Source organism: Paenibacillus sp. WLX2291 (genome assembly GCF_046603665.1).
Taxonomy (GTDB): Bacteria; Bacillota; Bacilli; order Paenibacillales; family Paenibacillaceae; genus Saccharibacillus.
The window spans coordinates 1742342-1762653 of sequence record NZ_CP176755.1; the positions used below are offsets into that span (position 1 = coordinate 1742342).

Here is a 20312-nt window from a genome sequence, read left to right on the forward strand (position 1 = left end):
ACATGTATAATGAATGTTGGTTTTTTATTTTGCAAAAATATACCCTTATATTCCTATCCAATTTGTATCAAAAATCATATAAAAATACCGAAAATCTCCATATAAAAAATGTTACTTCAAAATAAAAGAAAGCGCTTGCCAAATGATTCAATCGGTGTTATTCTAACCTTGGGATTGTTACTGAAAAGGCAAAACCCAGTGCATGTACAGCTTGTTTGGAGCTATTTTACATGTGTTGGGTTTTGCCTTTTTCAATATCTAGTCCTGGCAGGCTGGATAATTATCCAGCAAATTTTTAACAATAATGCAATCATTGCTAGTGATCTGGGCAAACGAAAATTTTTCGTTGTAGGACATGGAACTAATTAAAGATATTAGTTTACAAGCAAACACATCCTTCTCTATATAGAGAAGGATGTGTTTGCTTGAGATATTTTTAAGAGAATATACGACTTTCTGTAGTTGATGTACTAATCAATCCTGTATAATCAGGATTTTTATAGTATCTATAAGTATTTTTGATTGTCTGAGTACCTTGGTTATAGTATTGCACAATTTCTATATAAACTTCTTTATCAGTGTATGAACTTAATGTAAGTAGTGTTCCTGCTATTGTAGCAATAGCTCCAGCTGGTCCACCGACTAATCCAGCAGCAGACAAACCAGTTGAACCAGCAATCTTGTATGCGGATTTTTTAGTTCTAAATGTTGTTACATATTTATAACCTCCCGTGGAAGCTAGTTGTTGCAATGAGGTTGAATTAGAATTTGTTGTTGAAAGTTGTGCTGCACTAGTGAAAGATGGAGCAAACAGACCTACAGACAATGCTACAGTTAGAGCGCTTACAATAATTTTTTTCAAAAAAATCCCTTCTTTCTAATTTTTGATATACTGCTACAATCAATATAAAATAATTTAATAAAATAGTCAACAGGCAATTGTTATAAGAACTTTTGGAATAATAGTTAACATTGTGCCAATCAACCCCCTGTATAGCGTTAACAAATCTGCCGTACGATGATCAAGGTACATCCATTCAGATATAGGGGGAATCATCCAGTATGAAATCATCTACATCCAACATTATGAAGCTTTCGCTCACTTTGTCCGTACTGGCAGGTGTGTTTGGCAGTACGTATGGCGGTACATATGTGCATGCGGCGAATGAATCATCCGATGTCAATCCAGTGAAGCCGGAATGGGGCTATTTTGTCGATACATATCAGAATAATATAAAGGACAAGCTGACTGTGGATAGCAATCCGGTCATTGGTACTTTGTCCGGGTTTAACAAGCTATGGGCACCGGGACAGAGCTGGGATTCCGGCACCAAGTTGAACGATTCTATTTTGAATATGAATATTCAGAAGGTGATCAATATCGCCAGTAAACGCACGGCTGTACAAGAGCAGCAGGCATATCTGGATGATCGCCGCAATCAGAGTTATAGCGTGATGGACGGGCTTGGTGCGCTAACCGATATCTATCGCCAAGAAGCGGGCGCTACGACTACGATTACTGAAGTCGCGGCAGATGCGACAAGTCAGAAGTATGACGATGAAGGGAACAATGCGGGCGATCCCAATTCCAGTCTGGGCAGCGTCGTTGGTCTAGTAAACAAGCTGCGAGGCGATTATTCATCCAGCAACCCAGCGAAAAGTTATTTCAGCTACAAGCGTCCATTCCGCTGGAGTCCAGAAGCATCGGTCATCCCGACATTAGTGCCACAGATCAAGTCCGATCCGTCCAGTGATGGCGGCTATCCGAGCGGACATACGAATGCGGCGTACTTGAGTGCATTTGCGATGGCATATGCGATACCGGAGCGTTATCAGGAGCTGTTGACGAGAGCATCCGAGCTGGGGAATGACCGGATTGTTGCTGGAATGCATTCTCCATTCGATGTGATGGGTGGTAGAGTGATGGCAACGGCATTGGCAGCGGGCATTTTGAATGATCCGGCCAACAAGGAATTGAAGCAGGCAGCATACGCTCAAGCGCAAAAGGAATTGATGAACCAGAATGGTACTGCCAAGGATCGCTTCAGCAACTACAATACGAATAAGCAAGTGTACACCGAGCGTCTGACATATGGCTTCCCGCAAGTAGCAGCAGCCAACAAACCTGTGTCCGTACCGAAAGGTGCCGAAGTATTGCTGGAAACGCGTCAACCGTATCTGGATGATACCCAGCGTCGCTGGGTACTGGCGACAACCGGGTTAGCTTCCGGCTATCCGGTGCTGGATGATCCAGAGGGCTGGGGGCGACTCAATCTGTTCGCTGCAGCTGATGGTTACGGAGCGTTTGTGAAGAACGTTACTGTGACGATGGATGCGTACAAAGGCGGTTTTTATCAAGAAGATAGCTGGCGCAATGCCATTTCCGGCAAAGGTGGTCTGATCAAAAAAGGTACAGGTACTCTGCATCTGACTGGTAAAAACAGCTATACTGGTACAACGACGCTGCTCGCAGGTACATTGGAAGGCGATCACGGTTATGCGTTTGGACGTGGCGATGTGCGTAATGAAGGCGGCACATTGGTTGAGAATGTCCAAGGCTGGATGGTCATCGGTGGAGATTATCAACAATCTGCCAAAGGTACACTGGAGCTGAATATCGGCAGCGTCTCCGATCTACTGAGCATCAACGGCACTGCAAGCTATGGCGGCAAGCTGAAGCTGAATTTTGCAAAAGGATACGTTCCAGCAAACAATAGCAAAATCATTGTCAGCGATGCATCACCAAAGTATGGTAGGTTCACTTATATTCAAACAACAGGATTGCCAGCGGGCTACACAGTGAAGCCAGTATATAGCAATACAAGCGTGAAGCTACAAATTGTGAAGAAGTAAAACGAAAAGATAGAAAAGAGCGCAAGTGCCAGCGTCTATACTACGATGATCATATACAATCCCCCTGCGAAGCCATGTGCAATCTGGACTTCGCAGGGGGATCATTTGTGGAGTAAGCATGTTAGAATCATAGAAACGAACTATGAAATGAGTAAACGAGCCATATATTACATATCAGAGGGGGATTACATGGATTCTACACTGCGTTATACACTGGAAAGTAATGGCACCACCTATGAAAATGACAGCCTGAACGGGTCACTATTCGTAGAATTGATCACCAATTTGGAATTGCAGGATTACATCGTCTTAGAGCCATCTGAGCCGCTGCAAGGAAGTATCTATATGCAGACAGCTGCACTACAAGAGCAGGGACAGATGGTAGCTGAGATTCGTTTGCACGATGCGCAGACGAAACGTGGCTTCCGACATTACAGTTACACAACCGCAGATCCATCGGTTATTATTCAATATTTTCTGGATTACTGGGGTCGGCAGCAATTGCCGAATCTGGAAGACTGGCAGGATATTACGGATGAATTTAGCTAATGGAGAGAATAGAAAAACATTTGAATGTAGATATAAGATTTTACCGATGAAGGTGTCGTTGATTTGAAATTGGTTTATTATTGTATGAAATCGACTGCTATTGTTGAGGGATAGATAATAGTATGGAATGAGCAGTCAGCAAGCTAATACGCAATAGAAGATGACGAGCAAACGTGAGAAGGTGAGGGATCAATCATGAGCGAACCTAACGATAATCATGTAATATCTACATCAGGCACAGCGGGACATCCGCTGCGCTGGGATCACACTGTTCATTATGTAAACAATCTCGACGAAGCCATTGATACGTTTCAGCAATATGGACTGCATGCCTTTCGCGGTGGATCTCATCCCAAATGGGGAACGTATAATGCGCTTAGTTATTTCGGGTTGGAATATGTTGAGTTTCTCGGTATTGAAGATCGCGACAAGGTACAGGCTGCTGATCCATCGCATGTAGTTGTGCGAGATGCGCTGACTGAATTGCCGGTATATCAGCGGTTTAGCCGAGTAGCTATACGAACTGATGATATTGATGCCGTGTGGCAATCGTTACAGCAGCATGAGCTACAAGTATCGGACATATTGGATGGCGAACGCCGCGATGCGTCCGGTCATTTGATTCAATGGCGCATGTTTATGATCGGCGGTGATTTTGAAGGGTTGCCGTATCCCTTTTTCATTCAATGGAGTGGGGATGATGAGCAGCGATTGGATCAATTAACCCGTACCGGTCTGGTAGCGCCACATCCTGCTGGTGACACGGAATTGCTGTCGGCTTTGTTCGGCGTAGTCAATCCAGAAGCCGCTGCTACTCACTGGCATGAGCTATTCGGACTGGAAAAGGAACAATCCGCACCGAATACACTGCGAATTGGCAAGCATTATTTTAGCTTCGTACAGGCAGTAGAGCCGGGCATCACCGCATTGACCTTCCGCACGCACGCCGAATCACTGCTGGCACGCGCGATTGAGATCGGCGGCGGGCAGTATCGATTTATTGCATCCGAGGTAGAATTGGATAGCCTGTGATAGACGAAATGTTGTAGATGTACAAACTGTACGTGGAATTATCATGCGAAAAGCCTCTATCGTTGTGGATAGAGGCTTTTGTGTGGTTATACATGTGGTATATAGAGTTTTTGTGTATAGAGCTATATTGTAGAAGGAATGAATTGTATGCAAATTTATTTTCGGAAACTATCTAGAATCTATTGACTTCCACTACAGAAGAGTTATAATAGTCAAAGAAAGTCAAAGTCAGAACGAATTGATCAAACGTCAAATTGACCTTTCCTGATCAATCAATGATCTAAGTTTGGATCATCGTTCTGCATCGTCGCAATATGATATGATTGCGCCCGCCGATCCTCATCGTGGCACAGTGTGAATGTATCGTTGTTATGCATGTCATAGTAACAGCGAATACAGCATTCATCGAACCCGACGGACAGCGGTTCTATCCTTTTCGCATCATCCGGTGAATACCGGCTATCTCCCGTCTATGTACGGATTCTTATCTACGAAAGGGGCAAATCTTTATGCGTTGTCAACATTGTAATCAGAACGAAGCTACGGTAGGGCTTCAATTCACAATCAATCATACATCTGAGAAAATCGTTCTTTGTCAGGACTGCTATGCCAAAATGAACAGTGGTGTTCCATTCGCGGCAGGCTTTGGTCCTTCCAACCAAGGGATGTCGTCCATCGACGAATTATTCAAAAGTCTGTTGCAGCCTAACGCTCGTGCCAATGGCGCAGCATCTAATAACAATCAAGCACAAGGTCGCACGCAATCCTCTCGCAATGGTGGTAACGGGTTACTGGATCAACTGGGACGCAATCTGAACGATGCCGCTCGCGATGGCAAAATCGATGCGGTGATCGGACGTGATGAAGAGATTGAGCGTGTCATCGAAATTCTCAATCGTCGCAACAAAAACAATCCCGTGCTCATCGGTGAACCGGGCGTTGGTAAAACAGCGATCGCCGAAGGGCTGGCGCTGCGCATCACCGAGGGCAATGTTCCATCCAAGCTGCTGGGCAAAGAAGTGTATTCGCTGGATGTCGCTTCACTCGTAGCTGGAACGGGTATTCGTGGACAGTTTGAAGAAAAGGTAAAACAATTGATCGCCGAGCTGCAACAGCGTGACAATATCCTGCTGTTTATCGATGAGATTCATCTGCTCGTCGGTGCTGGTTCTGCGGAAGGCTCAATGGATGCAGGCAATATTCTGAAACCAGTACTCGCTCGCGGTGATCTGCAAGTGATCGGTGCCACTACACTGAAGGAATACCGCCAGATTGAAAAAGACGCCGCACTGGAACGTCGTTTCCAACCGGTAATGGTAGATGAGCCAACCGTACAGGAGACAGTCGATATTTTGAAAGGGCTGCGTCCAAAATATGAGGAATTCCATGGGGTACGTTACTCTGATGAAGCGATTGCCGCTTGTGTACAGTTATCTCACCGCTATATTCAAGATCGTTTCCTGCCAGACAAAGCGATTGATCTGCTGGACGAGGCTGGAGCACGCTTGAATCTGAGAGCATCCGTCGGAGACGATAGCCAGCTGCGCAGTCGTCTGGAACAGATCAAGGTTGAAAAAGAACAGGCGACTGCTGCTGAGCAATATGAACGTGCTGCTGAACTGCGTGATCAGGAAGCGATTATACTGGAAAGTCTGAACAAAGGCATCAGCGCAGGCGAACCAGTGAATGTGCAGGTGGACGACATTCAGCAAATCGTAGAACGCAAAACGGGTATCCCGGTTGGCAAGCTGCAACAGGACGAACAGAGCAAAATGAAAAATCTAGCTACCCGCCTTGAACAGAAAGTCATCGGTCAGCATGAAGCAGTGGAAAAGGTAGCAAAAGCGGTACGCCGCAGCCGCGCCGGATTGAGACAGCAACACAAGCCGATTGCCTCGTTCCTGTTCGTCGGTCCAACTGGCGTCGGTAAAACGGAGTTGTCCAAATCACTAGCAGAGGAGCTGTTCGGTCAGCAGGATGCGATGATCCGTCTCGATATGAGCGAATATATGGAGAAGCATTCCGTTTCCAAACTGATCGGTTCGCCTCCAGGCTATGTCGGTCATGACGAAGCGGGTCAACTGACTGAGCGTGTACGCCGCAATCCATACAGCATTATCCTGCTGGATGAGATTGAAAAAGCACACCCGGATGTCCAAAATATGTTCCTGCAAGTGCTAGACGATGGACGTTTGACTGACAGTCAGGGTCGTACCGTCAGCTTCAAGGATACAGTCATCATCATGACCTCAAACGCAGGCATGGCGGAGAAAAAAGTCACTGTCGGCTTCTCCGCACCAAAAGCTGATCAGACTCGTTCGATTCTTAGCTCGCTGGGTGCGTATTTCCGCCCTGAATTTCTGAACCGGTTTGACGCGATTATCCCATTCGCTGCGCTCAAAGCGGAAGATCTGATCCAGATTGTCGATCACATGCTCAATGATATTCAGACAACGCTGAGCGAACAGGGCATGACGCTTGATATTTCCGATGAAGCGAAACGCAAACTGTCTGAGCTTGGCTATGATCCTGCCTTTGGCGCACGTCCATTGCGTCGTGTTATTCAGCAGTATGTCGAAGATGGCATTACCGATCTGGTACTGGATGACGAGCAGGTAACTCATATCAATGTAACGGTCAACAATGACAGCATTCAGGTTACCAAAGCTGGTTAATGCAAGGTTAGCCTGTGATATACAAAGAAGCTTCCTATAAAATAACAAAAGCATCTTTCCGCCCACGCTTCCTGTATGGAAGACGAAGAGGAGAGGTGCTTTTTGTGATCATGAGATGCAGGTATGATCTAACAATACAAGTATTATAGTATTATTTGTGCACATCTGTGTCATGCACATCGACGGAGCCGATATCCTCACGACCGCTATGCTGTACCGAATCTGGGATGTACAGGTTGTGACCCGGTTGTTTGGTTTCCCAGTAGATCGAAGCAAATAGACGTTGCGGGCTAACAAGCGGCGAACCACCGTTGATACGCGGAATCGCGAATGGATTGTCATCGCGTTTGGCAAGACCGAGCGTTGTTGTAAAGGCATGCTGAATACCAGCATCTTTGACCACTTGTTCCACTTCCGGTGTGTACAGACCGTACGGATAAGCAAACGTATCAATCGGATGCTCATTGAGCGGCTTTAAGGAATCGACACAGGTGGTCAAGTCCTGACTAATGCGCGCCAAATATTGCTGCGGCGTTTCTTCGACGCCATTTTTGACGAGTGGAGCGGTGAGCGCATCGGTCGTTTCGCTTGTTTTGTAATGCAGATGATTTGTATGTGGCTGTACTTCCATGTTTGGATCAGCACCAATCATTTCGGTAATCTCCTGCTTGGTCATATGCGGCGTGTTGACGATGGCATTTTTGCTAAAATCGCCAGTAATGACGAAGCTAACGCCGGAGATATTACGCTCCTGCATAATGGGGAATGCAGTCGTATAGAAATTTTCATACCCATCATCAAAGGTGACCAATACCGCATTTTCCGGTACAGAGCCGCCTTTCATATACGAGCGAAAATCATTTAACGAGATAAAGTTCATGCCTTTGGAGCGTAAAAAGTCCAGTTGCGAAGCGAACAAATCCGGCGTGATAATATCGCCGCCTTTTTCCGTCGGGCTAATGTCGTGATACATCAGCACAGCGACACGATCTTTGTAAAAAGTCGCTTTAGGAATGTCATTGAATTTCTCAACCGGAGGCAATTCGCTTTCCGATAAAGGGGCTGGCGTCGATGCTTGCTGAATAGAACCGGTGGTTTGCGATTGTGTTTGGACAGGTAGACCAGCTAGCTTTTGCAGCGGTCCATTATCCAAATACAGCGCCAGAATAACGGCAGCTGCGCCTACAATCAGTCCACCAACTGTGAATAGAAGTGCTTTAACCCATACCATGCATGAATTCTCTCCTTTGACATAGACGTTGGTTTCAAGATCCTGTACTCTATATCGGTTCCATTGTTTTCCATTTTTAGAGTGAATCCATGCTGGATAGGCGATTTATTCAAGTTTCATCTATTATTCATGCACTGTTTGTACATGTGCCGCAGCTTCTACCGAAATATGCTGATTGGAAGCAAAATCAAACAATCCCAGATCGGTCAACTTCAATGTCGGGATGACCGGCAAGGCGAGGAAGGATAACATCAGAAACGGATTGAAATGACTGGCAGCACCAATCTCTAGCAATGCCTGATTCAGTCGCTTCGTCTGAGCATATACGTCCTGATATGGCAGCTCCGATAATAGACCAGCGATGGAGAGCGGAACGGACGCCAGCACCTCCGTGCCGGACACGACTGCCAGCCCGCCGTTCATACCTACCACATGCTCAATCGCGAGGAGCAGCTCTTCATCTGATGCACCGGCAGCGATCAGGTTATGCGAATCATGAGCAACGGTGGAGACGATCGCTCCCTTTTTCATCTCAAAGCCTTTGACGATACCGAGTCCGATATGACCGGTTCCTTGATGACGCTCAACGACTGCCAGCTTGAGCAGATCGTTAGTTGTAGACGGAACAAAGTGTCCATTGGCGATATCGACCGTTTCCAGAGCGTGCCGAGTGACGATAGAGTTCGGAATAATCTCGATTACATTGCATAATGCTGCATGCAGCGGCAATGCTAGACAGGACAGATCGAGCGCACCGGTATTGCATGTCAAGAGCGTCGTTGATGCTGGAGACAGTGGATTCAAGCGGTTGGATGCATGCTCTATCGCGGCAATCGACGCTGAAGCTAACGTTTCCGAGGTGTTCTCATCCATTGTATGGTGTGAATCAGCAGACGAGATCGCTGCATTCGTAGCAAGTATAGGTTGCTCTGTATTAGATGTACTTGCAGGGAATGCTGCTTCCAGCAATGCCGTATCTTGTACAACCTGTTGCCCATGTTTGAACACGCTACGGATCGTCAGCTGCTCCAGATCGTCGACGATTACGAGATCAGCGATGTAGCCGGGAGCAATCGCACCGCGATCACGTAGTCCGTAACATTCCGCCGTATTGAGCGTTGCCATCTGAATCGCGGTCATAGCAGGCAACCCATGACGAATCGCCAGCCTTACGTTATGATCGACGCTACCTTCATCTAACAGATCGTCGATCAGCTTGTCGTCGGTTACGAATACACAACGACGCGAATTATAAGGCGTAATTACTGGCAAAATGGTTTCCAGATCTTTGGTCGCCGTGCCTTCGCGGACAAGCACATACATACCCAGTTCCAGTCGTTGCTTGGCTTCTTCGGCATTGATACATTCATGATCGGTACGAATACCAGCAGCAGCGTACACGCTCAGTTGTTCTTTGGCGATCCCAGCGGCATGACCGTCGACCAACTTGCCCTGCATATGGGCGGAGGATATTTTATTCACCATCGATGAGGAGGCATGGGATAGTGCATGGAAGTCCATCACTTCTGCCAATCCAAGCACACGCGGATGATCATAAAAGGCTTCCAAATCTTCCGCTTCCAGACGAGCGGCACAGCTCTCAAATGAAGTTGCGGGTACACAGGAAGGCAGCATAATAAACTGATCCATCGGCAATCCTTCCGATTGCTCCAGCATATACCGGATACCGTCGGTTCCAGCGACACTGCCAATCTCGTGCGGATCGGTGATCACGCTAGTTACGCCATGCTGTAAGACGACTTTGGCAAATTCGCGCGGGGATAGCATCGAACTCTCAATATGCACATGACCGTCAATCAGTCCGGGGATAATCCATTGTCCGTCGGCAGGAATGGTTTCGAGCCCTTCATAGCTACCGATTCCGGCGATCACTCCATCTACAATCGCAATATTACCTTGCATAATTTCACCGGTAAAGACGTTCACAATATTACCGCCTGTAATGACAAGATCGGCAGGGATGGCTTTGGAAGCAACCTGAATACGACGCGTAAGTGCTGCTGTGTTCATTTGCATAAGATACACTCCTTCAGAATTAGGATGGGCATGCTGTCAGCAGTGAACGGCAAAGAATTCATCTCTGAGAAAAGGGGACAACGCAGGCGGTAACTCTAACAAGAGGGAATAAGCCGCAGGTTCCACCAAAACAGAATACAAAACTCCCGATCACAAAAAATGCATGACAGCATTTTTCGTAATCAGGAGTTTACGGTTCCTGGTAGAGACCCCCGGCCCATATTATCAGGGTTATACGAAAGATAGACAATTTAAATTAGACCTATTTTAGTAGAAACAAGCGCAATTGGCAAGTGCGATGGATACCTTTTCTCACATAACGTTCTGTTCTTCTTAGATAGAAAGCATACATCATAAGATGATATGGAGTTATTGGTATATGAAACAAACAAATAAGTAGACAATTATGCGGTATTTGCTTTACATTTAAATGAAAACGACACATCATGTTAGTTATTATCAACAAATCATCATTTTTAATTTAGGTTTTATGACAATAAAATTGACATATACTATCGAAAAATGATCGTTCCTCGGTATAATGAGATACATTCAAGTTCTGTTCTTACTAAGCAGCAGACTTGATAAAGTAGACAATGAAAGCTCTATTCGTCTCCATAACGAACAGGCTGCATGCTACAAACCGAATCGGTCACTGTAGCGATATGAAAATGATAATGTGAGACAGTGTGACATTGTGAACGTAAGCAATACCAAATAGACGCTGGCGAAAGGTATGAGGAATATGAGTCTGGAAGCATTGAATGAACGTGTAAAACAGGATCTGGCATATCTGGCTTACGGTGGTGCAGACTGGGTTCGTCCATTGGCGCATCCCGAAGGTCATGTATATGATGTAGTCGTGATCGGCGGCGGTCAAAGTGGGCTGGCGGCAGCATTCGGATTGCTGCGCGAACGCATTTCCAATATTGTCGTACTGGACGAGAACCCGGAAGGAACGGAAGGACCGTGGGAAACGTATGCGCGTATGGTAACGCTGCGTACTCCAAAACATCTGACCTCGGTCGATCTTGGGATTCCATCGCTGACTTTTCGCTCATGGTGGGAAGCGCAGACCGGAGCGGAAGGCTGGGAGCAGGTAGACAAAATTCCGCGTGGCGATTGGATGAATTATTTGCGCTGGTATCGGCGTGTACTGAATCTGCCCGTGATCAACGATGTTCGACTGGAGCTGATCGAACCGCTGGAGAAAGGAATTCATCGCTTACATCTAGGTGGTCATGGCGCACCGTCGCAAACGATACTGGCACGTAAAGTAGTGCTGGCTACTGGCATTCAGGGCGGTGGCGAATGGCATGTGCCGCCGATGATCAGCCAGCGGTTGCCGGAGCATCTGTATGCTCATACGTCCAAGCACATCGATTTTGATACGTTAAAAGGGAAAAAAGTCGCTGTACTCGGCGGTGGTGCCTCTGCCTTTGACAATGCCAATCATGCGCTGACGGAAGGCGTAGGCGAAGCCCATGTATTCGTACGACGTAAAGTGCTGCCAAGCGTCAATCCGATTCGGCAAATGGAAGTGTCCGGCATGATCGAACGATTCCACGCGCTGTCTGATGGGGAGAAATACGCGGCAATCTCACACTTTTTTAAATTCAATCAGCCACCGACGAATGATACATTTGAACGTGCGGCAGCATGGGAAGGATTCCAGCTGCATCTGGATTCACCATGGTTGGATGTACAGCCGCAGGGAGAAGGTGCGCTTGTGACGACACCGCATGGAGAGTTTTATTTTGACTTTCTGATCGTCAGTACTGGTCTGCTCAGCGATCCGGCATTACGTCCAGAATTGAAGATCGTTGCTGAGCATATTGCTCGTTGGAGTGATCGATACGATGCACCGCCGGACATTGCCAATGCCCTGCTGGATGCACATCCTTACTTGAGTTCCGGCTTTGCTTTTCAAAGTCGGGATGAGGAAGGGCAGAAGTTGCTGCACGGATTGTTCGTGTTCAATTATTCCGCCCTCGCTAGCTGCGGACTGTCGGCATCAGCCATCTCTGGTACGAAAAATGCGGTGCCAAAACTCGTGACTGCTGTCGCCGATCAGCTATTTTTGGATGATAAAGAGCATATTCTGAGCAGCTTCCTTGCCTACGACGAACCCGAATTTGTCGGACGTTGGCCCAAAGTGGTTACAGGCTAAGAAGGAGCTAATATATCTTTGGAATAAAAGGGAAGATGGGCAGATTGCCTATGTATATGCAAAGGACTCTTCCATAACATAGACGTAGTACAACAGTTTAGCTGAAACGGAATAGGCTAGAGACGCTTTACTTTAACAATCAACAGGCGCTTTCTTCGTGCAAATAACACGAAAGAGAGCGCCTATTGATTGTTTAAACTTATATCATGAAGATACAAGCTCGATTTATTATTGGTTATTGGTTATGTCAATAGCTGTGCCAGTCGCTTCAACTGTGGATGCTCTGCAATAGCAGCAACTACCAATTCGGCAATGCGCTGTGCACCATATACAGAAAAGTGGGTATTATCCTCCACCCCTTGCGGGTAATTCGGATGCTGTCCCGGCGGTAAGTGTAACAATAGCGCTTTGGAATCTTCCACGCCCAGTTGCTCATACAAATGCTGGCTGGCAGTAAATATATCCAACAATGGCGTATCCGTATCGTTAGCTACCCGGCGCATCATCTCTGGATACCTGTCCAATGCCAGCGGATCAGGCTGCCCGTGCTCCAAAAACAAACGGCGACTGACCGAAGTTAATAACACCGGTATCGCTCCATGATTACGCGCTGTCTCAATATAACGCTGCAAAAATGCCGGGTATTCCGTATCCGGGTCGGTATATCGCGTAGGATCATCGATTTTGCCATCGTTATGACCAAATTGAATGAACAGATAATCGCCCGATTGTAAATGCTCCGCAATATAATCCAGTCGCCCATCATCAATAAACGAACGTGTACTGCGCCCATTGATCGCGTAATTCTCGACCTGAACCCGTTTCTGAAAATGACTGCCTAAAAACTCACCCCAGCCACTCATCGGCTTCTCAATCCCGCCCTTGATCGCCGCTGTAGAATCACCCGCGATATATAGCCGAAGCGTTTCATGAGCAGGGACAGCAGAGGAGAGAGTGGCAGTAACCCCATCAACAAACAAGCTGTCCGAGCCGAAAGGATGCCCATACCCATGCTGTTCCAACCAACGCGCTGCCAGCGCCGTCCATGTGCCACAATACGGATGCTGCTCCGCCAAGCCTAACCCATGTCGCCCATGCTCAAATATATGCAATTCATGCTCAATACCCGCCGCAGCCAACGCTTGTGCAAATAGCAAACTGTTCTGCACTGGCACTGCCGCATCATCCGCACTGCTCCAAATAAAAGTAGGCGGCGTATGTGCATCCACACGTTGCTCAGCTGAATACTGAGCAATCTGCTGCTCCGAAGGAAACGCCCCTATTAACTGCTGCCGACTACCTTCATGCGTAACCCCTTGTTCCAACGTAATCACCGGATAAGCTAGCAGTAGCACATCCGGTTTCACACGTCCTGTCGTCGCAGCCAGTGCCGCCAAATGCCCACCAGCCGAAAACCCGATCAACCCAATACGATCCGGCACCACATTCCAATGGTCCACCACCCCATGCCGCCGCACTGCTAGCAAAGCCGCTTCCACCTGTCCAACAATCAACCTCGGATCAACCTTTGCCTCATCATCAGAGCGCCCAGTATGATCCGTATCCGACGCTGTTCGATAATGTAGTACTGCCGCATGAATGCCCAGCCCATTCAACCATCGTGCCACCGCTGCCCCTTCATGCTCCGCCCGATGATGATACCCACCGCCCGGCAAAACTACCACACACCCACGTGCCACATCATCCCCAACCGAATACACCACCAACCGCCCCAACGGCTCATCCTCATCCAACACCAACCCATCACTCACAAACCTCTCAGCATCCCCATCCCAAACCCAACGAACCCCATCACCCTCTTGCAATCCCAATAACCGAGCACCCAACCCTTCAACACCTTCACCCAAAACCCGCAATAAAACCATCCAACCCTCACCCTTCCTTCAATACATTATGTAAAAACACCAACCCAACATACTACCTCACACACCTCAGTAAATGAACAAAATCCTCCTTGCACATACTTTGTTAAAGAGGGGTTTGTAAGTACCCTAGATCCCTGACCATAATCTAATTGCACTAAACGGAAGAAAGGAATGAGGGGAAAGGACGACTTTGGAGGGGCGGGAATCGTCCTTCCTTCCCATTCCAAAAGATTCCCGCGGCTCCACCCGAGGACGTCCCCTTATTCCTTTCTGGAGTGTTCCATCTAATTTCCATCCAATAGAACAGCCCCTCACCCACCACTGTCTAAATTTTGTTAATTTACCCCTTACCATCCATATTATGAAAAGGGTATAATGAAAATGGTCCATATCATATCAAGATTCACATCTACACAACGTCCGCAAGATCACAGAATCGATGGGGGAATATGATGAAAAGAGGAACGATGTTTTACAAAATATTTATTCCAATTCTAGTATTGGGCATTGGATTGTCCATCAGCTTTGGCATCTATATTTATTTCAGTACCGTGCGTTCGGTGACCGACAGTATCGCCGCCAGCAAACAAACGTATATGATGCAAATGCGTAACAATCTGGAGCAAAAGATACGTAATATTGAATACGCTTTCAATACATATAGCACAACCAGTTCGTTTAGCGACGTTGTGAAGAACCCGATTACAGAGCGTGATTTTATTGCCTATCGCGATGTGAATACGCAGCTGAACTATATCGCGACGATGGGTCTGGATGGTGCGCAATATTCACTCATTAGTCTGGAACAGAATTGGAAAATCGCCAATGGACGACTTACACATCTGACCGATGTTCAGCAGCAACAGCTGTACAAGCAGTATATTCAAGGACAGGAGCAAGGATTGTTCTGGATCAAAACGGATACCGGCATTCGGTTCGTCAATACACTGCCTGTTTTCTCCACACGCAAGCAGGCGATTGCGCTATCGGACATTTCCAGTCAGACGCTGAATCGCACGCTACATACGGAAGACGATGCGCCAGTATTTATTTTAAATCGGCAAGGTGACCTGATGTATGATACGGGTGGCAATGAGACTATTTTTGCGAATACTCAGGTGCAGCAACTGCCAGGTATGATTGGGGCGGATCAGAGCACCGGGATGCTGACTTTGAATCCGGCAGACCGTTCACGTGTGCAATTGATTTATGCCAAGTCAACGTACAATAACTGGATGTATGTTACCATACTTGATCCAAAAGAAATTGCTGGTGCGCTGCAAACGACGCGTTATGGTCTGATTGCGATTGAACTAGTACTGATTGCGCTAATTAGCGTGGTCGCATACGGGATTGCGCTCTATTTTACAAAGCCGATTCAGCGTATTCGGCATAGTCTGCCGACGACCGGGCAGATGCAATCCGGCAATGAGATCGATTGGATTCTCTCGTCGATTAATCATATTTTGACCGAAAAGCAAAGTCTCGAAACACTCATTCAAGCAGAGCAACCGCAATTGGAAACTCAGCTTGTGCTGAATTTGTTCCGCAATCGGATCAAAGCCGACGAACTCGGCGGTCAACTGGAACGAATCGGTTATACCGGATTGGATGGCAAAACGTATGTCGTGATGCTCGTACAGCTGGACAATATCGGTAAGCGCAGCATTGCCGACCGTGATGTGCTGATGCTCGCAATTAACAAAATCGCTGAGGAATTAATTCCAGCGCAACAGCGATTGTTGCCAATTATTTTGAACGACGATACGCAGGCGACGATATTGACCTTTGCCCATGAGAATGAGCAGGAGATGCGCCGTGAGTTGCTATCTTACGCAAAATTAATGGTGCGAAGCGTTCGCGATTATCTCAAGCTATCGATCAGTGTCGGTATCAGTCGCTCGTATGACAGCCTGCTCGGTAGCAAAGAAGCATGCGAAATGAGCAAACAAGCGCTGCATCAGCGGCTGAATCTGGGCAAGGAATCGATCATCTTTTACGAAGATATCTCTAACGTCGTCTCCGGTCCAGTGCTGCTACATTATCCAACCGAATGGGAGGCGCGCCTATTCGACGCAATCCGTCTCGGTGATGAAGAACAAGTATCCGCCACCCTGTACCCATTGATGGCGGAATTTATGAAAAAAAGCCGCAATACGATGGATCTTGAAGTCATGCTCGTGCGGCTCGTCAATAACCTGATCCAACTGGAACAGCTGCTCGGATTGGAAGTACTGCTCACGAGCGGCAATCAGGCGCTATATCATCGCCTGCTTAGCATCCGCAACCCAGAAGAAATCGAACGCATTCTCGTCGAACAAGTGATTTTCCCAATGGTGCGCAGCATGAAAGAGAAAACGAACGAACAATTCCGCTGCCTATCCGAAACAATCGCCGACATCGTCCGCCGCGAATACGACCGCGAACTGTCACTCGAAATGATCGGCGATCGACTGCACTACAACCCGAACTACCTGAGCAGTATTTTCAAAAAAGAATACGGCACCACCTTCAGCGACTACCTAATGAGCTACCGCCTCGACATGGCAAAAAAGTGGCTCATCGAAACCGATCAAACAATCAAAGAAATCGCCGAACGACTACAATACCACAACCCGCAAAACTTCATCCGCTCCTTTCGCAAAAAAGAGCAGGTGACGCCGGGAACGTATCGCAAGATGCGACAGCTGACGTAGAATGTCCACCGCTTCGGAAAGGGATAAGGGAACGGACTCAGATGGAGCCACGAGAATCTACTGGATCAGGAGTAAAGGTAGATTCTCGCATCTCCCAATCAGTAAGATATTTTGCTATGCAAAAATCACTTTATATTGAACCACGTGTTTGAAGATCACAACACTATAAGTCGTCCTTTTCCCGCAGTCCCTTTCCTCCACTTCCCGCATCTGTCATCGGTTGGCAGAAGGGGAGACAGGTAGTTACACAATTCCGAAGCGCATCATTATTACGAAGCCAGACGTCAGAGGACAATTGTGTTCTTGTATTCATATATTTGCTGAATGATTGCTCAAGTGTTGGATTATACAAAAACAGCTTTTACAACAAGTATCTTATGTTATTGTTGCGTGCACTTATTTGTACTTCATTATTTCGCATGCTTACTTGGTCATTTACACAGCTGCTAGAGCTAGCTAATGAAACTATTGTTGAGTTCAAATAAACAGGATTTTTAATGGGAATTTTGACAAATGAATCTCCCAATTCACATTAGGTTCGCGGATGCTCCAAATAAAAGTGCTCCTAACTGAATAGAGCGATAGCGATTATGAGCACTTAGCAGCCAAGTCGCTAAATAGAATATAAGCAGGTTTTTTAGAAATCTTATGGTTTCTTATTATTCGAATATGCTATATATCTCCAACGACTAATTCAAAGAATCTCAAGATTCGTAAGATCTCAGGTTGGGATTCAAGATTAGTGAAATTCTCAAGGTTTTAAGAACTTTCGTTTTATAGGATGCACTAAGCGGAGGGAAGAGAATAAGGGAAAAGGGCGACTTTGGAGGGGCGGGAATCTTCATTCTTTCCCAAATCCAAAAGATTCCCGCGGCTCCACCGGAGTCCCGTTCCCTTATCTCTTCCCGGAGCGCTTGTCCGCCACAGCAATTCATTTACAAAACCCAACCCGTAACCAAATTGCACCGCCAAGCACCCTAAACCATGTAAGCAGAACCAAACTTCATTCCACATCAATTCCAATAGCAATCAGCCAATCAGTGTCACCCCTTAACCGCACCCAACAAAGCACCTTTCGTAAAATGCTTCTGCACAAACGGATAAGCAATCAACATCGGCACCGTCGCCACGACAATAACCGCCATCTTGATCGTCTGCGCCGGAGGAATCACATCCACCGAACTGCCTTCCGCCTGCATCCCGCTGGAGACGATAACAATCTGACGCAGCAGTACCTGAATCGGCCATTTACCCGAATCGTTCAAATACAGAATCGCATTCATATACGTATTCCAATACGTTACCGCATAAAACAGCGAGATCGTCGCAATAGACGGCAATGCCAGCGGTAGCATGATTTTGAAAAACACCCCAAAGTCATTGCAACCGTCAATCTTTGCCGATTCTTCCAAACTGTCTGGCAACGCCTGAAAGAAGTTGCGCATGATGATCAGATTGAAGGCGTTGATTGCTACCGGCAGAATCATCGACCAGTACGAGTCGATCAGACCGACGCTTTTGACAATGAGAAAAGTCGGAATCATTCCGCCGCTGAACAGCATAGAGAACACAACGATAAAGTTGATGGCGTTGCGACCGGCGAGATAGCGACGGGACAGCCCGTATGCCATGAATGCGGTCAGCGCCATACTGACGAGCGTGCCGACCAGCGTTGTGCCGATGGAGACGCCGAGTCCCTTGAAGATCGTTGGTGTGGACAGAATATAACGGTAAGCATCCAGTGAAAAGGTTGTCGGGAATAAAATGAATCGTTTGGATACGACCTCTTGCGTCGAAGCGAACGAGCTGGCAATCACGTTGACGAATGGTAATAAACAGGCGAGCGCGATCAGGATCAATAAAGTGTTATTAATGATGGTGAATAGCTTGCCTCCAAGCGAAGTGTCTTTCCGCAATGTTTGTTCCATAAACAGGAACCTCCTTCATCGTCTTGTATACATTTACTGTACCAAGCCAGTGGTGTTCCGTATATAATCCGTTGCCCAGATGATGGTTGATTTCGTCGATTGGAGCGGAATAATCATTACCTCATAATATAATCACCAGATGAGATGACCAGTCTGGAAATGGCGTAGCATCAACATTTTGCAAGCGTTATTATAAGATGATTATATACGGAATGACGATGCTACTTTAATCTGGAACACGTAAGCGAGATTGCATAGAGGAGGCTGGCATCCGGTGAAGATATCAAACGGAATGAAGATGTCCGATGCTGCGGCACTGGAATTGGAACAGGAGAACAAAGCCGTTAAGAAAAAGGGCGGCTACGGCATTATGCGTAACAAATTTTTGTATTTGATGATTTTGCCGGGCTTTATTTATTTTGTTATTTTCAAGTATTTGCCGATGGGTGGGCTGATTATTTCCTTTCAGGATTACCAGCCATATCTCGGCATCTCGGACAGTCCGTGGGTAGGGATGAAGCACTTTGTTCGGCTGTTTACAGAGCCTACCTTTTTTATGTTGTTAAGCAATACGCTCATTTTGTTTGCACTGAATATCGTCATCTTTTTCCCGTTGCCGATCATTCTAGCGCTGATGCTTAATGAAGTGAGACATCGGTATTTCAAAAATGCCATTCAGACGATTATCTACATTCCGCACTTTATGTCATGGGTCATTATCGTATCCATCACATACGTATTTCTGACGGTAGATGGTGGGGTCGTCAATGAGATGCTGGCAGCGATTGGATTGCCCAAAGTCAGCTTCCTGACGTCGCCGGAATGGCTGCGTACGATGTATATGGCGCAGATCATTTGGAAAGAGCTAGGCTGGTCGACGATCATTTATTTGGCAGCGATCACTGTGGTTGATACACAGTTGTATGAAGCGGCTGAGATGGACGGCGCATCCCGCTGGCGCAAAACATGGCATGTTACTTTGCCGGCGATTCGTCCGGTTATCATTACATTGCTGATTCTGAAGATCGGCAGCACGCTCGATCTGGGCTTTGAACATATGTATTTACTGCTTAATTCGCTGAATCGCGAAGTAGCGGAGATCTTTGATACTTACATTTATACCGCTGGTTTGAAAAATGGACAGCTTAGCTTCAGTACAGCCGTCGGCTTGTTCAAAGGATTGGTCGGTCTCGTCTTAATCATGCTGGCGAACCGCTTGGCGAAGAAGTTTGGCGAGGACGGCGTGTATTAAATC

12 protein-coding genes and 1 riboswitch are annotated in these 20312 nt (G+C 46.8%); of the genes, 7 read left to right on the forward strand and 5 right to left on the reverse strand.

Annotated features, from left to right (window positions below):
- Positions 1-436: 436 nt before the first annotated feature.
- Positions 437-862: a hypothetical protein gene (locus ACDE64_RS07510; protein WP_411349545.1), complete on the reverse strand. Its 426-nt coding sequence runs from the start codon at positions 860-862 to the stop codon at positions 437-439.
- Between the two features lie 200 nt (positions 863-1062).
- Between ACDE64_RS07510 and ACDE64_RS07515 the strand changes: the two genes are divergently transcribed.
- The 4 genes from ACDE64_RS07515 (at position 1063) to ACDE64_RS07530 (ending at position 7109) form a co-directional block, all read left to right on the forward strand.
- Positions 1063-2853, forward strand: a complete 1791-nt coding sequence (locus ACDE64_RS07515; RefSeq protein ID WP_411349546.1) for a phosphatase PAP2 family protein — start codon at positions 1063-1065, stop codon at positions 2851-2853.
- Between the two features lie 189 nt (positions 2854-3042).
- Positions 3043-3402 carry a hypothetical protein gene (locus tag ACDE64_RS07520; protein ID WP_411349547.1) on the forward strand — a complete coding sequence of 120 codons (360 nt, stop codon included), beginning with the start codon at positions 3043-3045 and terminating at the stop codon, positions 3400-3402.
- Positions 3403-3597: 195 nt separating this feature from the next.
- On the forward strand, positions 3598-4434 hold the full coding sequence (locus tag ACDE64_RS07525) for a VOC family protein (protein ID WP_411349548.1): 837 nt from the start codon (positions 3598-3600) through the stop codon (positions 4432-4434).
- A gap of 509 nt (positions 4435-4943) precedes the next feature.
- On the forward strand, positions 4944-7109 hold the full coding sequence (locus ACDE64_RS07530; RefSeq protein ID WP_411349549.1) for an AAA family ATPase: 2166 nt from the start codon (positions 4944-4946) through the stop codon (positions 7107-7109).
- A 151-nt stretch (positions 7110-7260) separates the two neighbouring features.
- Here ACDE64_RS07530 and ACDE64_RS07535 read toward each other — a convergent pair whose 3' ends face one another.
- Both ACDE64_RS07535 and ACDE64_RS07540 read right to left on the reverse strand, forming a co-directional pair.
- Entirely contained in the window at positions 7261-8340 is a 1080-nt protein-coding gene (locus tag ACDE64_RS07535; RefSeq protein ID WP_411349550.1) for a polysaccharide deacetylase family protein, read from the reverse strand.
- Between the two features lie 123 nt (positions 8341-8463).
- The gene (locus tag ACDE64_RS07540; RefSeq protein WP_411349551.1) at positions 8464-10377 is read right to left on the reverse strand and encodes an adenine deaminase; all 1914 of its coding nucleotides are present in this window, start codon (positions 10375-10377) and stop codon (positions 8464-8466) included.
- A gap of 159 nt (positions 10378-10536) precedes the next feature.
- A riboswitch (purine riboswitch) is annotated at positions 10537-10636 on the reverse strand.
- 486 nt (positions 10637-11122) lie between these two features.
- On the opposite strand from ACDE64_RS07540, the gene ACDE64_RS07545 reads away from it, so the two are divergent.
- On the forward strand, positions 11123-12547 hold the full coding sequence (locus tag ACDE64_RS07545; protein ID WP_411349552.1) for an FAD/NAD(P)-binding protein: 1425 nt from the start codon (positions 11123-11125) through the stop codon (positions 12545-12547).
- 242 nt (positions 12548-12789) lie between these two features.
- Here the strand turns inward: ACDE64_RS07545 and ACDE64_RS07550 are convergent, their stop codons facing one another.
- Entirely contained in the window at positions 12790-14433 is a 1644-nt protein-coding gene (locus ACDE64_RS07550; RefSeq protein ID WP_411349553.1) for a GDSL-type esterase/lipase family protein, read from the reverse strand.
- Positions 14434-14885: 452 nt separating this feature from the next.
- On the opposite strand from ACDE64_RS07550, the gene ACDE64_RS07555 reads away from it, so the two are divergent.
- Positions 14886-17129: an AraC family transcriptional regulator gene (locus ACDE64_RS07555; RefSeq protein WP_411350250.1), complete on the forward strand. Its 2244-nt coding sequence runs from the start codon at positions 14886-14888 to the stop codon at positions 17127-17129.
- Between the two features lie 1043 nt (positions 17130-18172).
- Here ACDE64_RS07555 and ACDE64_RS07560 read toward each other — a convergent pair.
- Complete coding sequence (locus ACDE64_RS07560) at positions 18173-19057, reverse strand: carbohydrate ABC transporter permease (RefSeq protein WP_411345871.1); 885 nt, start codon at positions 19055-19057, stop codon at positions 18173-18175.
- Between the two features lie 292 nt (positions 19058-19349).
- Between ACDE64_RS07560 and ACDE64_RS07565 the strand changes: the two genes are divergently transcribed.
- Complete coding sequence (locus ACDE64_RS07565; protein ID WP_411346729.1) at positions 19350-20309, forward strand: ABC transporter permease; 960 nt, start codon at positions 19350-19352, stop codon at positions 20307-20309.
- Positions 20310-20312: the final 3 nt, after the last annotated feature.